Raw genomic sequence first — 16,884 nt, 5'->3', positions numbered from 1 at the left:
CGACTCCATCAGCGACACCACTGACGTTACGTCGGTCGGCGCCTGGCCACCCCCACCCCCAGGAATGACTGCGGTCGCTCAGGACCCCCGCTTGCGCGACACGAGGTCGAAGAGAGGGCCGACCACGTGGTCGTAGGTGCGCGGCGCCAGCCGGAACGCCGCCATCATCCCGTAGTTGAGATAGGCGGTCTGCACCTCTCCGGAGCGGTGCAGGCGTGCGTCGACGCGGTCGAGGACGACCCGCGCGACGCGTTCGGGACTGATGGTCGGCGGGGGCGGCGAGTTGACCCCGCCGGCGTCGTCGAGCGCGTTGTCGTAGATCGGGGTGTCGACGCTGCCGGGCGCCACGTGGCTGATGCGCACCCCGGGCTTGTCCACGTTCTCGATCACCAGCTGGCGCGCCAGGGCGCGCACGCCCCACTTGCTCACGACGTACGGCGTCATCTCGGGCACGGCGATGTGGCCGAGCAGCGACCCGACCAGCACGAGGTCGCCGCGGCCCTGCTCGCGCATGACGGGGATGACGTGCCGCGCTACGGACGCAGCGCCGAGCAGGTTGATGCCGACGACCTGGGCGAAGTCGTCGGCGGTGGTCTCCTCCGTGCGGCCGTAGCTGACGATGCCGGCGCAGTGCAGCACGGCGTCGATGCGTTGGTGCAGGGCGAGCACCTGCTCGACCATCGCCGCGACCGCGGCGTCGTCGGAGACGTCGGTGACCACGACGTCGGCCGACGCGGCGCCCGCCTCGCGGCACGCGCCGGCCACCTCTTCGAGCACGTCCGCGCGGCGGGCCACCAGGACGAGGTGGTGGCCCTCCCCCGCGGCGCGCAGCGCGGTGGCCTCACCGATGCCGCTGGAGGCGCCGGTCACCACGACGACCATCTCGTGACGGCGGCCGTGACCCACCAACCGGGTCAGCACGAGGGCGCCCGTCGGGGGGAGTCGGCCGCCGCGAGGGCCGCACTAGCGTCGAGGACATGAGCATCAGCAAGGGCGACAAGGTCCACTGGAACACCTCTCAGGGCAAGACGGTGGGCAAGGCGGTCGAGAAGAAGACGAGGGAGTTCCAGCACGACGGCCAGAAGTTCAAGGCGAGCGACGACGAGCCCTACTGGATCGTCGAGTCCGACAAGACGGGAGCGACGGCTGCCCACAAGGAGTCGTCGCTCGAGAAGGGCTGAGGCGTGCGTTCGGTCGTCGTCGTCGGCGCCAGCAGCGGCATCGGACTGTCCGTCGCGCAGCAGCTGAGTGCCCGCGGTGACCGGCTCGTGCTGGTCGCGCGCGACGAGCAGCGGCTCCACGCCGTGGCCGAGAGCCTGCCCGGACCGACCGTGGTCGCCGCCGCCGACGTCACCGACGCCGACGCGGTCGAGCGGGCGGTGGCCGCCGGCGTGGCGGCGTACGGCCGGGTGGACGGCGCGGTGACCACGGCCCAGGCGATGGCCTACGGCTCGGTCGAGGACCTGCCCGCCGAGGTGCTGCACCACCTGGTCGACGTCGCCGTCGGCGGCACCGCCAACCTCGCCCGCTCGATCCTGCCGCGCTTCCGCGAGGCCGGCGGCGGTCACCTGGTCGTGGTGAGCTCGCTGCTCGCCGAGATCGCCGTGCCGTCGATGGGCGGCTACTGCGCCGCGAAGTGGGGCCAGCTCGGGCTGGTGCGCGTGCTGCAGACGGAGGTACGCCGCGAGCGCGGCCTGCACGTCAGCCTCGTGCTGCCGGGCGCCGTCGACACCCCGATCTACCGCCAGGCCGGCACCTACGCCGGCCGCCTGGGCTCCGCACCGCCGCCCGTGGTCACGCCCGAACGCGTCGCTGCGGCCTGCGTGCACCGCCTCGACCGTCCGCGCCGGATCGACCACGTCGGGCCGGCCAACCTGCTGGCCGTCGCAGGCTTCCGCGGCCTGCCTGCCGTCTACGACCGACTCGTCGGCCCCATGGTCGACCGCGTCGTGCTCCGCGGTCCTGAGTCGGCCGACGACTCCGGCAACGTCTTCGAGGCGGACCCGTCCGACGAGGGCCTGCGCGGCGGCTGGACCACCGGCGGGCGTCTGCGCGACCGGCGGACCGGACGGGCGAGGTGGCGCGGGTAGGAAGGGCATGAGGTGGTCGACGTTGTCACGCCGACCACCTCACGGGCTCACCCCGACAGCGAGCCCCCCGATGGGTGAGCACTGCTCACCCTGACGACCTACTCGGCGAGCTTGGCGATCGCCTGAGCCCACAGGAAGTACTTGTTGGTGCCGAGGTCACCGATCGTCTTGATGCCCAGGGCCTCGGTCAGCAGAGCCGCCTTCGCGTCACTGATGCCCTGCAGCGCTGCCACCGGAGCGTCCACCAGCTCCTGCACCGGCTTGGTCTCGTACGCCTTGTCGAGCTTGTCCTCGATGCCTGCCACGTCATGTCCCTTCGGTGGGTGGTGCGCGCCGCGCGGCGCGCGACCCGATTCAACACCCGTACAGCCCCGGCGCACGGACAAACGCCCCGAGGCGCGACCCGACCACACGGTGGTCGAGGAGGTCGCCCTGGCGACCGTCACGAGACTCACCCCCACCGATCCCGAAAACTCCTCCATAAACCAGTCGCTCACACTTTCGAATATAAGACATCGGGCGTAGAATGAACGCATGACCACCCGCACCCGGACCCCCAGCAGCGACCCGCTGCTGGAGTCCGTGCGCGCACACCGCGACGACGAGTCCAGGGTCCAGGTCGCCAAGCTCACCGCCGTCCTCGACTGGGCAGCGGTCAACACCGCCGACGAGTCCGAGACCGCAGCCCTGCTCGACCCCATGGAAGAACCGGCCCTGCACCTGGGCGGCCCCGGGTGCCCGGTCATCGGCGAGTACGCCGCCCTCGACCTCGCGTTGTCACTAGGGATGTCCACCGACGGCGGCCTGGCCTACCTCGGCAAAGCCCTCGAGCTGCGCTACCGCCTCCCACGCCTGTACGCCCGGGTCGTGCGGCTCGAGGTGGCGGTGTGGAAGGCCTTCCGCGTCGCCGAGCACACCACCGACCTCCCCTTGGCTGGTGCGGCCGAGGTCGATAAGGACATCGCCCCGTTCCTGCACTCGTGTTCGTGGGCCCAGGTCGACCGGGCCGTCGACGCCGCGCGGGCCAAGCACGACCCCGACGAAGCCGAACGCCGCAGGAAGAAGGCCGCCGAGAACCGTCACGCCGACGTCCACCTCGGCGAGGCCAACACGTCGGGCACCGTGGAGATGACCGCCACCCTGGACCTGGCCGACGCGATCGACCTCGAAGCCGCGTTGAAGAACGGGGCCCAGGCGTTGGCCGACCTCGGATCCACCGAGACCCTGGACGTCCGCCGCTCCCAAGCCCTGGGAGAGATGGGCCGCCACCAGCTCGCCCTCGACCTCCTCACCGGCGAGATCACCGGTGGCACCGGGCGTGGGATCACGCTCTACGCCCACCTGGACGCCGAGCACCCCGACCTGCCCGGGTTCCTCGACAACACCTGGTCCCCGGTCCTCATCGAACAGATCCGTCACTGGTGCCAGGCCGCCGGCACCAAGGTCACCGTCAAACCCGTCGTCGACCTCGCCACCGACCCCGCCACTGAGGCCTACGAGCCCACCGACGCGATCCGCGAGCTCGTACGACTCAGGGACCACACCTGTGTGTTCCCCGGCTGCACCAGACGCCGGGTCGACCTCGACCACATCATCCCGTTCTCAGCGGGTGGGCCGACGTCGGCTCACAACCTCGCGATGCTCTGCCGGCGCCACCACCGCGCCAAGACCCACTCCCGCTGGCGCTACGTCATGCTCCGACCCGGGCTCTACCACTGGACCAGCCCCACCGGCGCCACCTACCTCGTCGACCGCAGACCCCCACCACTCCGCCCACCCCGTCCAGCCCGCCCATCACGTCGACGACCCTGACCGCCCCACCGACCCCGCCCAGCACCACCACGGCGGGGTCACCGGCACGCCCAGCGGTCCTCACCCCACCCTCCGGTCGAGCAGGCTGCACCACACGGTGGTTGAGGAGGCCGCCCGCGGCCGTCACGAAACCACCCCGGCCGCAAGGTGCAGACCAAGTCACCGAGAGCGGCTGCGGTGAGGGGGTCTCGAGACGGTCGCGGACGACCTCCTGGACCACCGTCGGGTGACGTCGTACGACGACCGAGCCACACGGAGGTTGAGGAGGCCGCCCGCGGCCGTCACGAAACCACCCCGACCGCAGGGTTCGGACCAAGTCATCGAGGCCCGCTGCGGTGAGTGGGTCTCGAGACGGTCGCAGGCGACCTCCTCGACCACCGTGGGATCGGGTCAGATGCGCCGGCTGCGGTCGCAGCCCACACACCTCGACCACCGTGAAGGTCAGTCGGGTCGGCCCGGCTCCAGCGCGACGCGCGGGCGGCTACCCCCGCCGCACCCTCAACCCGTCGCCCTCGGACTGCCCCTGTCGCGGGGCGCGGTCGACGTAGAAGTAGGACGCCTCATTCACTGGAGCGTCCGAGACCGCACCGACGACGCTGGCGTCGACGACGCGAGTGGACTGCAGGCACCGGGCGGGGAAGCTGATCCGGAAGGTGTTGCGGCGGTAGTCGATCCGGTGGCGGACGTCGCGGCAGGGCACGCGTCCCCGTTGACGTGCGCGCGGCCCTGGAGGTCGGTGGGACTGACCTCCACCTCGGCCTCGAGGTACTCGAGCTGGACGTCGGACTCGTAGCGCAGGTTGACCGACAGGTAGCGCGAGGGCACGTCGCGACGCAGGTCGCGGAAGCGGACGACGGCCGAGAACCGACGGTCGGTGTAGGTGAACCGGTAGCGCAGGATGTCGCCGTCCGCACGGTCGACCAGGTGCGCCCGCTCCCCCCTGCTCGAGTGGCGCACGTCGTGGGAGCGGTCGCGTCCGCGGAGGGTCTCGGCCGAGGCGGGGGCCGGGGTCGCGGCGCTCGCAGCAAGGAGGGTGGTCAGGACGGCGAGGAGGACGCGCTTCACGCGCTGACCGTACGTCGCAGAGTCCGGGGTCGGTGCCGTCGGGACCAAAGACCCCAGTCGAACCCTGACCGAGATCGAGGGGTCGGTGATGGCCCGAACGGGCCATGCGTGATGCATGATCGGCCATCAGCAAGGACTACGGCTCCCTAGGGTGAACCGTTCATCCTCGGGCGCCGGGCTCGGCCGGCACCAGGAGCCACAATTGGGGGGGAACAACATGCACGCACGCACCTACGGCCGGCTCGGCACGACTCTGGCAGGGATCGCCGTCTCGGTGATGGCCCTGTCCGGCGTGGCCAACGCCGCGGCCAGGACGATCTCGGTCCCGGACGGCTTCGTCAAGGGTCTCTCGGACACCCGCGCGACGGGCCACTACGAGGTGACCAGCACCGGCGGGCTCCACGTCTACACCGAGGGCGCCACCGGCACCGACAAGGTCGCCGAGTACGTCGCCACCGACGTCGCGCTCAAGGGCGTCGGGGAGCCGAGCCTCGACTACACCAACACCGCGGGCGGTCTGCCCGGTTTCCAGCTCGTCGTCGACTTCAACGCGGACGGCACCGACGACGGCATCCTCGTCGGCGAGCCCGCTGCCTACGGCAACGACTGGTGGCTGAGCAACGGCTCGCAGCAGTTCGTCAAGGACGGCGCCCCGTCGCACACCGGCGGGTCCGGCAGCGACAACCACGGCACGCTCGACCAGTGGCGCGCTGCGTTCCCGACCACGGTCGTCCACGCCTTCGGCTTCTCGCTGGGCTCGGGCGTCAAGGGCGACGGCGTCATCAACGCGATCAACTTCGCCGGCGACACCTACACCTTCACCCAGCCCGTCGTGCTCACGAGCAAGGACCAGTGCAAGAACGGCGGCTGGGCCACCAGCACCAAGCCGGTCTTCAAGAACCAGGGCGACTGCGTCAGCTCCTTCGCGACCGCGAAGTAGCCGACCTACCGACACACCGCCCCGGCCGTCTCGGCCGGGGCGGTTCGTCATCGCAGCAGGTCGACGAGCGGCGCGGCCCGCTCGAGCGCGGCCGCCAGCATCTCGGGGCGCGCGGCGTACCACTGCCGGTGGGCCGCCGTCACCGCATCGGTGGTGACCGGCTCCCCGTCGACCGTCCAGACCGACGTCGGTGATGCCGACAGCGCGTGCGCCGCGACCACCTCGGGCAGCAGCGGTGCGTGGATCGACGTCAGCAGCGGTCGTCGTACGCCGGGCGGGCGCGGGGGCAGGCCGAGCGCCGACCGCACGCGCGCGGCCAGCGGCTCGAGGACGGTGTTGCCGGGGTGGTTGATGGTGCGCATCGAGTCGGCGACGGGAGCGGCGAGCAGGTCGCTGACCCGGACGGTGTCGTGGACGGCCTCGCGGCGGGCGAGCTCGGCGACCGAGGCCTCGGCGACCGCCCGGACGGCCGAGACCGTCAACGGCGGCAGGGGCGGCAGACCGGCGGCGGCGAGGATCGTGCGGACGTCGTGGTACGGCGCGACGGGCGGGTCAGGCTTCTCGAGCCCGGGTGGGTGCACCAGCAGGTGGTAGGGGTGCAGGCCGGCGTAGCGGACCGGCGGGACGAGCGCGGTACGCGCCCCGGGCGGCAGGTGCGCGACCAGCTGACGGGTGCCGACGGGCAGCCCGCGGTAGTCGTCGCCGACAGGTTGGGCGACGAACAGGTCGGTGCGCGCCAGCAGCTCCTGCAGCGGCGCGACGTCGGCGGCGGTCAGCTCGAAGACCGGGGGCAGCCGCTGGGAGACGACGTCGTCGGCGTCGAGCAGCAGCCGCAGCGACTCAGCCTGGCAGTTGCCCAGCACCACGAGGGTCAGCGTCACCGCGCCCAGCCGCCCAGCCACGCCTCGAGCGTGTGCCGCGGAGCCCACGGCGTCAGGTGCTCGTCGGCGACCGGGTGCACGGGCGCCAGCTCGAGGCGCCCCCACCGCTCGGCGCGCCGTGCGAGCCGCAGGTCGGTCAGGGTGCCGACCCCGAGGTCACGGTGGGCGTGACCGTCGAGGCTCCCGACGGCCGCCCGCCAGTCCCCCAGCGCCCCGTGCCGCAGGTCGAGGTGCAGGCGCGCCTCGTCCGGCACCCCGGGCACGAGCCGCGGGTCGTCGCCCACGAGGGCACGGTGCTCGGCCGACAGCACCACCCGCGCGGTCGGCACCGCCGCCCACAGGCCGTCGACGGTGACCAGCAGCTCGGTCGGCGTCATCACCGGCGCGCACGACACCACGAGGTCGGCCGGTCCGCGCACCAGGCCGCGCCACCCGGTGCCGGGCACGGCGACGTGGTCGGCGATCGCCACGGTCTCGCCGAGCAGCGCTGCGTCGGACCGCGAGCGGGCCCCGGCGTCGGGGCCGTCGTGCCACGCCACCGCGTCGCGCCGGTGGGCGACCAGCCCGCCGTGGCGCCAGGAGCGTGCGGCGAGGTCCCAGTCCTCGCCGCCGTAGGCCGTGAACGACTCGTCGCAGCCACCCAGCTCGTCCCACCACCAGCGGCTGCACCCGACGATCGCGCCGATCACGAAGCGGTGGCTCGTCTCGTCGGCGTCGAGCAGCTCGCTCGAGGCGGCGTAGGCCTCGGTCAGCCAGGCCGGCTCGGGCAGCTCGGTGCGCGACCCGTCGGCGGCGTACGACGCGTGGCGGCGGCGGCCGACGACCAGGCACTCGGGCAGCCGCGACGGCAGGTCGGCCAGCGCCTCGACGCAGCCGGGCTCGGGGGTCGTGTCGGCGTCGAGCAGCACCAGCAGCTCGCCGGTGGTGGCCTCGACCCCCCGGTTGCGGGCGGCCGCGACCCGGAAGCCGCGGTCGTCCTGCCGCACCAGCCGTACGCCGTCCGGCACCGTGGGCGCGACGGCCGAGCCGTCGTCGGTCACCACCACCTCGTCCGGCGGTCTCGTCTGGGCCCCGAGCGCCGCCAGGGTGCGCGCCAGCTCCTGTGGCTGCTCGAAGTGGCTGACGACCACCGACACGCGCAGCCCCGGCACGGCCGGACCCGCGAGGTCCCACCGGTTGCCGGTGACCGTGCCGCCGAACGGGGGCGGCCTCACGTGGTGCGCCACCACTCCTGGTAGGCCAGCGCGACGTCGGGCAGGTGCGGGGCCAGGTCGAGCCCCGGCCGGGTCCAGGTGGTCTCGGGGCGGCGCAGGGCGTCGGCGACCCGTTCGGCCAGCGTGTCGTCACGAAACAGCGTCAGCGTCCCCGCGCGTAGCGCCGCCATCTCGCGGGCGTAGGCGCCGTCACGCACGAGCGGGCGGCGCCCGGCGGCGAGCCAGGAATTGAGGCTGCCCGAGGCCGAGACGTTGCGGTGGGCCACCACCGGCACCGCCACCGACCGCAGGGCCGCTGCGACCTCGTCGTCGGGCAGGTGCCCGGTCACCTCGATCGAGACCCCCAGGGCCGAGGCGATGCGGCAGAGGTCGGCGACCTCGTCGGCGTGGCCGTCGGCCGCGCGCCCGATGACCCGCACGCGCGCCGGGGTGCCGTCGCGGCACAGCCGGGCGGCGGCCCGCACGACCTCGCGGTGGCCCTTGCCGGGGTAGACGAAGCCGAAGACGCCGAGCACCGGCTCGAGGTCGAGGGGCACCAGGCCCGCCTGCGGCGAGCGGTCCACCGGCAGCGGCACCACCGCGCCGCGGGCCTCGGGGGCGCACCACCGCGTGACCAGGTCGTGCTCGTGGTGGGAGCTGGTCGCCCAGGCCCGCACCGCGCGCACGATCCGGCCGTACGCCGCCGCGCGGGCCTCGAACACCGGCCCGTCGGTCGGCTGTGGCACGTCGTGCAGCGTCACGGTGAGCGCGACGGCACCGGCCAGCCGCTCGACCGCGCGAGCCGCGTCGTCGGGGGTGGGCCCGAGGAGTCGGTCGGTGAGATGCAGGTGAACCGGCCCGTCGTGGGCGGCAGCGGTCACGAGGTCGCGCACGACGCCGGCCCCGCACGCGGAGGCGACCTCGCCGGCATAGCGGGCGACACCGTGCGAGGAGTCGCCCAGCACGAGGTGGAGCGGGACGGCGCGGTCGGTGCGGGCGAGGGTGGGGGTGGGGACGGCTGCGGGGTCGCGGAGCCGTTCGGCGGCCTGGCTCATCCGTACGACGCCACCATGCCGCGGTGCATCACCCGGTCGCCCACGACACCGGCGTGGTCGGCGCGGTGCAGGACGCAGGCGTTGTCCCAGATCACGAGGTCCTCGGGCGCCCAGGCGTGGTCGTAGGTGTTGTCGGGGCGGGTCGAGTGGGCGAACAGCTCGGCCACCAGCGCGTCGGACTCGGCCTGGTCGAGGCCGCTCACCGACGCGCAGCGCGCCGGGGTGGTGAGGTAGAGCGACTCGCGACCGGTGACGGGGTGGGGTCGCAGGATCGGGTGCGCGGCCTCGGTCTCGCCGCCGGCGTCGGCGTCGACCCCGGTGACGACGTGGGTGATCGCGCGGCCCTCGACCCGGCGGCGCAGGTCGTCGGGGAGCGTCGCGGCGGCGGCGTACTGGTTGGTGAACTGGGTGGCGCCGCCCTGCGCGGGCACCGTCACCGCCCGCAGCGCGGTGTAGGCCGGGGGCGTGGAGACATAGCTGGTGTCGACGTGGAAGGAGCTCTTGGGCGGCGCGTCGGTGCCCCACCGCCCGACGTTGCTGATCACGTTGAGGTCGGGGAACCCGTCGAGCGGGGTCTCGCCCGCGGTGAAGGCCAGGTCGCCGAAGCCACGCAGGAAGGCCAGGAACGCGTGGTCGTCGAGCACCTGGCCCGGCAGCACCGCGACGCCGTGCTCGGCGAGCAGCCCGCGCAGCACCGGCACCAGGGCGGTCGGGTCGTCGGCGACCTGGACGCCGGTCACCCGGACGCCGATCGGGTCGAGCACGTCGGTCTTCACGTCGGTCTTCACGTCGGTCATCGGGCCACCTCGGGGATCGCTTGGCGCACGGACAGGTCCAACAGGTCGAGGAGCTTGATGCCCGCCGCCTCGGCCATCACCACGACCACGGACGTCGGGGCGAACGAGCAGTAGAGCGAGGCCTCCAGGAAGTAAGGCTGCCCACCAGGGTCGACGCGGAAGTCGAAGAGCCCGTGGTGGCGGCAGCCGAGCGCCGCGTAGGCGAGCAGCGCGGCCTGCTGCACAGGGCCGGTCACGGGGTCGGCCGGGTCGACGACCCAGGCGTGCGCGGCGTCCTTGGCGACCAGACCGAGATCACCGCTCTCGTCACGGGCGAGCTTGTCGGCGTGGTCGCGCACCGGCTTGGTGGTGGCGTCGACGGCATACTCCTCCAGCGGCAGGCAGACCAGCCCCTCTGGGGTCTCCACGACCCCGCAGCGCACCTCGCGGCCCAGCTCGACGAAGGTCTCCACCAGTGCGCGGTCGCTGTGCTCGCAGGCCAGCCGTACGGCCTCGTCGAAGGCCGCGGCCTCGCGGACCAGCGTGAGGCCCAGGGAGTTGTCGGCGTCGGCGGGCTTGACCACCACCGGCAGCTCGAGGCGCAGCGGGTCGCCGGGCCGCACCACCTGCGAGGCCGGGACAGCGACCCCGGCCGCACCCACGACGGCCGAGGCGCGCGGCTTGTCGGCGCCGACGGCCATCACGTCGGGGCGGTTGCCGACGTAGGGGATCTCGAGCAGGTCGAGCAGCGAGCGGTACGTCGTCATGCCGGGCCGACAGAACATCTGCGGCAGCGCGACGTCGACGTCGAGCCCGTCGAGGTGGGCGATCGCCTCGGCCAACGACAGGGCGGGAGCAGCGGCGAGCGCCTCGTCGTCGAGCGCAGCGGGGAAGCGCCACGCACCGCCCGGCGAGACGTGGGCGACGACGTGCTCGTCGCCGCCCCCGCGCGCGGCCACGGCGTCGAGGCAGCCACGGGAGTAGAGCCGGGAGACGTCGTCGAGCAGCGGGTCGACGGCCGAGCCGGTCAGGTGGAGGTAGCGCATGCTCAGTCCCCCGCCGGCTCGACGAGCTTGCCGATGTTGACGTCGACCTTGAGCCACGGGCGCCCGGCGCGCAGGTTGGCCAGCAGCAGCGACGGCAGGTGCAGGTGGTGCAGGGCCAGGAAGGGCAGCGGGTCGTGGCCGTCGAGGACCGCCTCGGTGCCGCGCGCGATGGTGCGCAGCCGCCCCGGCGCGGTCGAGGGGTGGCGCAGGGCCTGCCACAGCTCGTGGTGCAGCCAGTAGGTCGGGCGCCCGCCCAGCGGCGGCTCGACCGGGTCGGCGTCGTCGTCGAGGTAGGCCGCGGCGACCTCGGGACGCCCGGCCAGCAGGGTGATCGCGGAGTGGGTGCGCGGGTTGCACTCGATGGCCCGCACGGTGCCGTCGGACGCCTCCATGAAGTCGAAGGACACCTGCCCGGTCAGGCCGTACGCCGCCACGAACCGCTCCACCCAGTCGCGGATCACGGGGTGCTCGACCTGCTCGTAGGTCAGCTGCCAGGCCGAGGACCGGCAGCACGCCCAGACCAGGAGCCGGCCGTCGCGAGCGGTGCCGTGGGTGCACCACTCGGTGCCGGCCAGCAGCTCCTGCAGGATCCACGGCTGCTCGGGCGAGATCGGCAGGTCGCGCACGAACGCGGCCGTCTCGGCCGGGGTCGGGCGCGGCAGCGGCGTGAGGTCGAGACGGCGCACCGGGTCGTAGGGGATGCTCTTGAGCACCCACGGCCCGGGGTGGGCGGCGAAGTCGAAGTCGAGCACCTGCCGGGGATCGGTGATCCGGTGCGTCGCCGGCACCGGCAGGCCGACCGCGGCCGCCATCTCGGCGAAGGCGTGCTTGTCGTCGACGCGGCGCAGCGCGTCGGTGTCGAGGTGCACGACCTCGCAGTGGCCGTCGAGCAGCTCGGCGGCCTGCGCCTCGGGCAGGCTCGACGCCGGGCTCGACACCGGCACCCACACGTCGACGCCCTCCTCCTTGACGATGCGGAGCAAGGCGTCGGCATAGTCGGGGGAGGTGAGGTCGGGCACCACGTGGAAGGCGTCGACGGCGTTGCTGAACCGGTGGCCGGTCAGCCGGTAGCGCGCGGTCTCGACCAGCACGACCCGGTGCCCCGCGGCATGGAACAACCGCGCCAGCACGAGCGCCTTGGTCATCTTGCCGCCGCTGACGAGCACCGTACGACGCTCGCCGCCCGGCACGGCCGGTCGCGAACCACGCCGCAGCACCGCCGCGCCCACCAGCGCCAGGTTGATCGGCAGCGTCGCCTCGAGCAACGCGATCGCGGCGAGCGACCTCGCACGCGCGGCGGTGGTCGCGACGAGGGTCACGAGACGCGCCGGATGAGCGTCACGCCGTCGCGCAGCGGCAGCAGCACCTGCTCCAGCCGGTCGTCGGCGGCGACGCGGGCGTTGAAGGCGGCGATCGCGGCGCCGTTGGTGGTCGGCGACAGCGACGCCCAGGGCTCGCCCTGCAGCAGGGTGTTGTCGACGCACACGACCGCGCCCGGGGCGAGGAGGTCGAGGTCGAGCAGCAGGTCGAGGTAGTCGGCGTACCCGGCCTTGTCGGCGTCGATGAAGACCAGGTCGAACCACTCCCCGTCGGCGCCGAGCTGGCGCAGCGAGTCGGCGGCCGGGCCCACCCGGACGTCGATCAGGCCGCCGGCCGGCGAGGCCGCGAAGCCCTCACGGGCGATCGCCGCCGCGCGGTCGTCGAGCTCGCAGGCGACCAGGTGGGCGTCGGCGGGCATGGCCTCGGCCATCGCGAGCGCCGAGTAGCCGGTGAACATGCCGATCTCGAGCACCCGCCGGGCTCCCGTGATCGCCACCAGCATCCGCAGGAACGCGCCCTCGACGTGGCCGGAGAGCATCTCCTGCTCCAGGTGGCCCTCCCACGGCTCGGCGCGGGTGCGGTCCTCGAGCGCCACCAGGGCGGGTGAGGCCGGCGAGGTGCACCGGGCCACGTAGTCGTCGAGGCCGTGGAGCAGGGTGCGGGCGCGGGCGAGGTCGGCGAGCACGTCCGGGTCCGCTCCGTCGAGCCGGGACTCGACGGAGGTGAGGAGCGCCGCGGCGATCCCGACCGGGGTCACCGGACGTGCTGCCGCGACGGTCACGACTCGCGCGCCGTGTACTGCTCCACGCCCTCGCCACCGCGCGGGTAGCCGGCACAGATCTTCTTGTGCTCGCCCAGCACCCGCACGAGGTCGGCGACGGTGAGGTCGCTGAGGAAGTGGCAGGTGCCGATCGGCTTCGGTACGGCGGCGCGCAGCTTGCCGTCGCGCGTCTGCATGATCGACGGCGTGGCCTTCTCGAGCAGCTCGGGGGTGAAGAACGGGCTGTCGATCGCCAGGCCCACCGCGCTGAACAGGCCGAGGATCCGGTCGCGGTCGGCGGTCGTGATGTGACCCTGCTGCTCGGCCAGGGTCGCCGAGAACGCCATGTCGACGCTGATCGCGTGGCCGTGGAACAGCGGCGGGTCGGGCGTCAGCTCGAGCGTCGGGCTCCAGGTGTGGCCGTAGGCGATGACCCGGTCGAGGTCGAGCTCGTGCAGGTTGGGCACCTCGAGCTCGAGCATCGTGCGGATCGCGTCGTAGGTGATCCGGTCGGCCTCCTCGCGCAGGTGCTCGGCACCCTCGGCGTAGCCGAACGACGTGTGCAGCAGGTCCTCGGCGTACTTCTCGAGGCCCTCGAAGATGCCGAGGTTGGAGACCACGGCGATCTTGATGATCTCGGCGATGCCGTTGCGGATCTGGTCGACCGGCAGCGTCTGCAGCAGCGAGAAGTCGAGGAAGACCTGCTTGGACGCGTGGTAGGCGCCCAGGCGGTTCTTGTGCTTGCCGTGGTTGGCGCCGACCTTGATCGACACGCTGGCGTCGATCAGGCCGATCAGCGTGGTGGGGATGCGGATGTAGTCGGTGCTGCGCTTGTAGGTCGCGCACGCGAAGCCGGCCACGTCGGTGGTCAGACCGCCGCCGACGATGAGCACGCGCTCCTTGCGGTTGAGACCGAACTCGGCGAAGGCGTCGACGATCTTCTCGAGCGTGCGCAGCGACTTGGCGGTCTCGGCGATGCGCACCGGCACCGTCGTCAGGGCGATGCCGTGCTCGGCGAAGTAGGCCTCGGCGCGGTCGCCGTGCAGGCGCAGGACGTTCTCGTCGATGACCATCAGCACGCGACCCTGCTCGCGGAACGCGTCCGCGAGCTCGGCGTTGGCGGCGTCGAAGACCCCGTCGACGTACTGCAGGGTGTAGTCGATCTTCTCGTAGGCCTCGACGTGGAAGGCCTTGTCCGTCGCGGTCAGGCGCGCGGTCGGCGCGGCGCTCATCGGCGCAGGTCCGCGAGGTCGAGCGCGTCCACGCGGCGTACGTCGCCGAAGTCGTGGGTCACGGTGTTGCCGTTGGGGAACGCGACCACCGGCACGCCGGCGGCCTTGGCCGACTCGACGCCGCCCAGGTTGTCCTCGATCGCGACGGCCTCGGAGGCGTGGGCGCCGATCTGCGCCAGGGCGTAGGAGTAGGCCTCGGCGTCGGGCTTGCGGGCGCCGACCTTCGACTCGTCGACGACGACGTCGAACTCGGCGAAGTCGACCTTGCCGGCCAGGGCGTCGCCCAGGGCGGCCACGTTGTCGGCCGAGGTGGTGGTGACCAGGCCGACCTTGAGGCCCTGCTCCTTGGCGGAGCGGAAGGTCTCGACGACACCCGCGCGCGGGGCGACGTCGGTGGAGCGCAACGTCTCCTGGTAGATCCGCGACTTGGTCGCGTGCACGGCGTCGGCGTCGACGGTCTCGCCGCGGTCGGCGGCGTAGGCCGCGACGCGGTCGCGACCGCCGTTGGAGCCGAGGAGTCCGGCGTACTCCTCCTGGTCCCAGGTCCAGTCGAGGCCGTGCTCGGCGAACGCGCGGTTGAACGCGTCGCGCTGGATCTCGGACGTGTCAGCCAGGGTGCTGATCGATCCGAAGAGGATGGCGGGCATGGGTAGTCCGTTCCGCGCGTGGTCGCGCTGCGTTGGCAGTGAGGTGCCGGGCGTGAGGACTCGCCCTGGCTGCGCGTGCGGTGTGGCCGGAGGTCACTCGACGCTTGGCCTCGAAGGCTGTCAGCCCCCACCGGCAGGGGGACCACCCTTCGGTGGAGGGGACGCGATGTTCACCCGTGCGGGCGAGGCCGTTCACCCCGGGCGTTCGCCCGGACTCGGTGGGGCCCGGGTCAGGACCGGCTGATCGCGAACGCCACGATGAAGCCGGCGGTGCAGATCGCGCCGTTGAAGACGTGGGTACGCTCGAACGCCTCGGGCACCATCGTGTCGGCCACCATCGCCAGGATGGCGCCGGCGGCGACGGCGGTGATCACGGCGACCACGTCGGTCGGGGCGCCGTCGAGCAGCGCGTAGCCGAGCAGCGCGGCGATCCCGCTGGCCACCGCGATGGCGCCCCACACGCCGAAGACGAAGCCGGCGCTGCGGCCCTTGCGCTTCATGCCGGCCGAGCTCGACAGGCCCTCGGGCAGGTTGGAGATCACGATCGCGGCGAGCACCGCCACCCCGACGCCGTGCCCGGCGGTGAGCGACAGGCCGAGCACCGTCGACTCGGGGATGCCGTCGAGCAGCGCCCCGACGGCGATGGCGGTGCCGCTGCCGGCCTGCTCGTCCTCGCTGGGCTGCTGGTCGCCGGAGCGCTTGCGGTGGCGCGCCCCGCGGGCGTTGAGCACGAGGTTGGCCGCGACGTACGTCGTCGCCCCGAGCGCGAGGCCGCCGACCGCCGGGCCGAGGCCGCCGGTGGTCTCGGCCTCGTCGACCAGGTCGAAGGCCAGGGCCGAGATGAGCACGCCGGCCCCGAAGGCCATCACGCCGGCGATGACCAGGCGCGGCACCCGCACCCACCACGCGACCGCCGCGCCGACCACCAGGGTGCCGCCGGACAGCAGTCCCCAGAGACCGGCCTGCGCCCAGAGCGGCATCAGCCGACCGGTCGGGCCAGCGCGTTGACCGCGAGGGAGAAGACGGGAGGAAGGACGCGGGCAGCCGGCACGATGACCGACCGTAGCGGTCGCGGCGTGGTCGCGACGACCAGCCCGGCGGTGAGCCAGCGGTAGCGCCGGGTGACCCGTCGCCACTCCGCCTCGTAGTCGTCGGGGCGGTCGGCGGCGACGGCCCGGACCGCGGCGGCCGACTGCCCGAGCGCGAGCGCCACCCCCTCGCCGGTCAGGGCGTCGACGTAGCCCGCGGCGTCGCCGACCAGCAGCACCCGCCCCGCCGTACGACGTCGCGCCGACTGGCGCAGCGGTCCGGCGCCGCGCACGTCGCTGGCCGCCTCGGCGTCCGCGAGCCGGGCGCGCAGCCCGGGGAAGGCGGCGAGGTGGTCGTCGTAGGAGCGGCGGGTGGTCGACAGCACGGCGACCCCCACGAGGTCGTCGGCCACGGGGGTCACGTAGGCCTCGGCGTCGCGGGCCCAGTGCACCTCGACCCGGTCGGTCCACGGCGCGAGCGCGTAGTGACGGCGCTGGCCGTAGCGGGCGGTGCCGCCGTGGGGCCTGTCGAGCCCGAGCGAGCGGCGCAGCGGGGAGTGCAGCCCGTCGGCGGCCACGAGGTAGCGGGCGCGGACGCCGTCGACGGTGACGCCGTCGTCGTCCTGCTCGACGGCCTCGGCCTTCGTCTGCACGACCTCGACCCCGGCGGCCTCGACCACGTCGCGCAGCGTCGCGTGGAGCACGGTGCGGCGCACGCCCCGACCGGGGCCCTCGCGGAAGGCTGCCGTGGCCTGGCGGCCGGGCGCGCAGTAGGCGATGCCCGAGATCGGGTGGCCGGAGGGGTCGACCCCGAGGTCGTGCAGCGCGGCCAGGGCGCCCGGCATCAGCCCCTCGCCGCAGGCCTTGTCGATGACCGCCGTACGGGGCTCGAGCACCCGCACCGACAGGCCGGCGCGGGCCGCGTGCAGCGCCGTGGCGAGGCCGGCGGGACCGCCGCCAGCGACGAGGAGGTCGACGGTGGGGGTCATGGGGTCGTCCCTCTGGCCCCAGGATTCACCGGCCGGCCGGTGAATGCGTG

The 16,884-nt window shown here is 73.4% G+C and carries 18 protein-coding genes; 4 read left to right on the top strand and 14 right to left on the bottom strand.

The window, feature by feature from the left end; translation table 11 throughout:
- Positions 1–78: 78 nt before the first annotated feature.
- Positions 79–921, bottom strand: a complete 843-nt coding sequence (locus FZC61_RS07065; protein ID WP_148613464.1) for an SDR family NAD(P)-dependent oxidoreductase — start codon at positions 919–921, stop codon at positions 79–81.
- 56 nt (positions 922–977) lie between these two features.
- Between FZC61_RS07065 and FZC61_RS07060 the strand changes: the two genes are divergently transcribed.
- Together FZC61_RS07060 and FZC61_RS07055 are read left to right on the top strand one after the other, a co-directional pair.
- Positions 978–1,181 carry a hypervirulence associated TUDOR domain-containing protein gene (locus tag FZC61_RS07060; protein ID WP_148613463.1) on the top strand — a complete coding sequence of 68 codons (204 nt, stop codon included), beginning with the start codon at positions 978–980 and terminating at the stop codon, positions 1,179–1,181.
- A gap of 3 nt (positions 1,182–1,184) precedes the next feature.
- Complete coding sequence (locus FZC61_RS07055) at positions 1,185–2,090, top strand: SDR family NAD(P)-dependent oxidoreductase (RefSeq protein ID WP_148613462.1); 906 nt, start codon at positions 1,185–1,187, stop codon at positions 2,088–2,090.
- 98 nt (positions 2,091–2,188) lie between these two features.
- Here the strand turns inward: FZC61_RS07055 and FZC61_RS07050 are convergent, their stop codons facing one another.
- Positions 2,189–2,395: a hypothetical protein gene (locus FZC61_RS07050; RefSeq protein WP_148613461.1), complete on the bottom strand. Its 207-nt coding sequence runs from the start codon at positions 2,393–2,395 to the stop codon at positions 2,189–2,191.
- Between the two features lie 229 nt (positions 2,396–2,624).
- Here FZC61_RS07050 and FZC61_RS07045 point away from each other — a divergent pair, with 229 nt between their 5' ends.
- Positions 2,625–3,902: an HNH endonuclease signature motif containing protein gene (locus tag FZC61_RS07045; protein ID WP_148613460.1), complete on the top strand. Its 1,278-nt coding sequence runs from the start codon at positions 2,625–2,627 to the stop codon at positions 3,900–3,902.
- 564 nt (positions 3,903–4,466) lie between these two features.
- On the opposite strand, the gene FZC61_RS07040 is transcribed toward FZC61_RS07045, so the two are convergent.
- Positions 4,467–4,967 (bottom strand): hypothetical protein, encoded by a 501-nt coding sequence (locus FZC61_RS07040; protein WP_148613459.1) that lies wholly within the window; start codon positions 4,965–4,967, stop codon positions 4,467–4,469.
- A gap of 217 nt (positions 4,968–5,184) precedes the next feature.
- On the opposite strand from FZC61_RS07040, the gene FZC61_RS07035 reads away from it, so the two are divergent.
- On the top strand, positions 5,185–5,907 hold the full coding sequence (locus FZC61_RS07035; protein WP_148613458.1) for a hypothetical protein: 723 nt from the start codon (positions 5,185–5,187) through the stop codon (positions 5,905–5,907).
- 47 nt (positions 5,908–5,954) lie between these two features.
- Here FZC61_RS07035 and FZC61_RS07030 read toward each other — a convergent pair whose 3' ends face one another.
- The 11 genes from FZC61_RS07030 to FZC61_RS06980 all read right to left on the bottom strand — a co-directional run bounded on the left by FZC61_RS07030 (position 5,955) and on the right by FZC61_RS06980 (position 16,834).
- Positions 5,955–6,809 (bottom strand): WcbI family polysaccharide biosynthesis putative acetyltransferase, encoded by an 855-nt coding sequence (locus FZC61_RS07030; protein ID WP_148613457.1) that lies wholly within the window; start codon positions 6,807–6,809, stop codon positions 5,955–5,957.
- Positions 6,785–8,002 (bottom strand): glycosyltransferase, encoded by a 1,218-nt coding sequence (locus FZC61_RS07025; protein WP_170286013.1) that lies wholly within the window; start codon positions 8,000–8,002, stop codon positions 6,785–6,787. Before FZC61_RS07025 ends, FZC61_RS07030 begins: the two co-directional genes overlap by 25 nt.
- Entirely contained in the window at positions 7,999–9,036 is a 1,038-nt protein-coding gene (locus tag FZC61_RS07020; RefSeq protein ID WP_148613455.1) for a glycosyltransferase family protein, read from the bottom strand. Before FZC61_RS07020 ends, FZC61_RS07025 begins: the two co-directional genes overlap by 4 nt.
- Positions 9,033–9,833: a TauD/TfdA dioxygenase family protein gene (locus tag FZC61_RS07015; protein ID WP_211357146.1), complete on the bottom strand. Its 801-nt coding sequence runs from the start codon at positions 9,831–9,833 to the stop codon at positions 9,033–9,035. Before FZC61_RS07015 ends, FZC61_RS07020 begins: the two co-directional genes overlap by 4 nt.
- A complete protein-coding gene (locus FZC61_RS07010) occupies positions 9,830–10,858 on the bottom strand; it encodes a D-alanine--D-alanine ligase family protein (RefSeq protein WP_148613454.1) in 1,029 nt (342 codons plus the stop codon). The genes FZC61_RS07015 and FZC61_RS07010 overlap by 4 nt, the downstream gene beginning before the upstream one ends.
- 2 nt (positions 10,859–10,860) lie before the next feature.
- A complete protein-coding gene (locus FZC61_RS07005) occupies positions 10,861–12,177 on the bottom strand; it encodes an ATP-grasp domain-containing protein (RefSeq protein ID WP_148613453.1) in 1,317 nt (438 codons plus the stop codon).
- Positions 12,174–12,935, bottom strand: a complete 762-nt coding sequence (locus FZC61_RS07000; protein ID WP_148613889.1) for an O-methyltransferase — start codon at positions 12,933–12,935, stop codon at positions 12,174–12,176. Before FZC61_RS07000 ends, FZC61_RS07005 begins: the two co-directional genes overlap by 4 nt.
- A gap of 20 nt (positions 12,936–12,955) precedes the next feature.
- Positions 12,956–14,170 (bottom strand): sedoheptulose 7-phosphate cyclase, encoded by a 1,215-nt coding sequence (locus FZC61_RS06995; protein WP_148613452.1) that lies wholly within the window; start codon positions 14,168–14,170, stop codon positions 12,956–12,958.
- Complete coding sequence (locus FZC61_RS06990) at positions 14,167–14,817, bottom strand: HAD family hydrolase (protein ID WP_148613451.1); 651 nt, start codon at positions 14,815–14,817, stop codon at positions 14,167–14,169. Before FZC61_RS06990 ends, FZC61_RS06995 begins: the two co-directional genes overlap by 4 nt.
- A gap of 230 nt (positions 14,818–15,047) precedes the next feature.
- Positions 15,048–15,797 carry a ZIP family metal transporter gene (locus tag FZC61_RS06985; RefSeq protein ID WP_148613450.1) on the bottom strand — a complete coding sequence of 250 codons (750 nt, stop codon included), beginning with the start codon at positions 15,795–15,797 and terminating at the stop codon, positions 15,048–15,050.
- On the bottom strand, positions 15,797–16,834 hold the full coding sequence (locus FZC61_RS06980) for an NAD(P)/FAD-dependent oxidoreductase (RefSeq protein WP_148613449.1): 1,038 nt from the start codon (positions 16,832–16,834) through the stop codon (positions 15,797–15,799). The genes FZC61_RS06985 and FZC61_RS06980 overlap by 1 nt, the downstream gene beginning before the upstream one ends.
- Between the last annotated feature and the right edge of the window lie 50 nt (positions 16,835–16,884).

This window comes from Nocardioides rubriscoriae (genome assembly GCF_008087085.1).
Lineage (GTDB): Bacteria > Actinomycetota > Actinomycetes > Propionibacteriales > Nocardioidaceae > Nocardioides > Nocardioides rubriscoriae.
The sequence above is the reverse complement of the archived record's forward strand: the minus strand, read 5'-3'. Positions and strand labels throughout refer to the sequence as shown.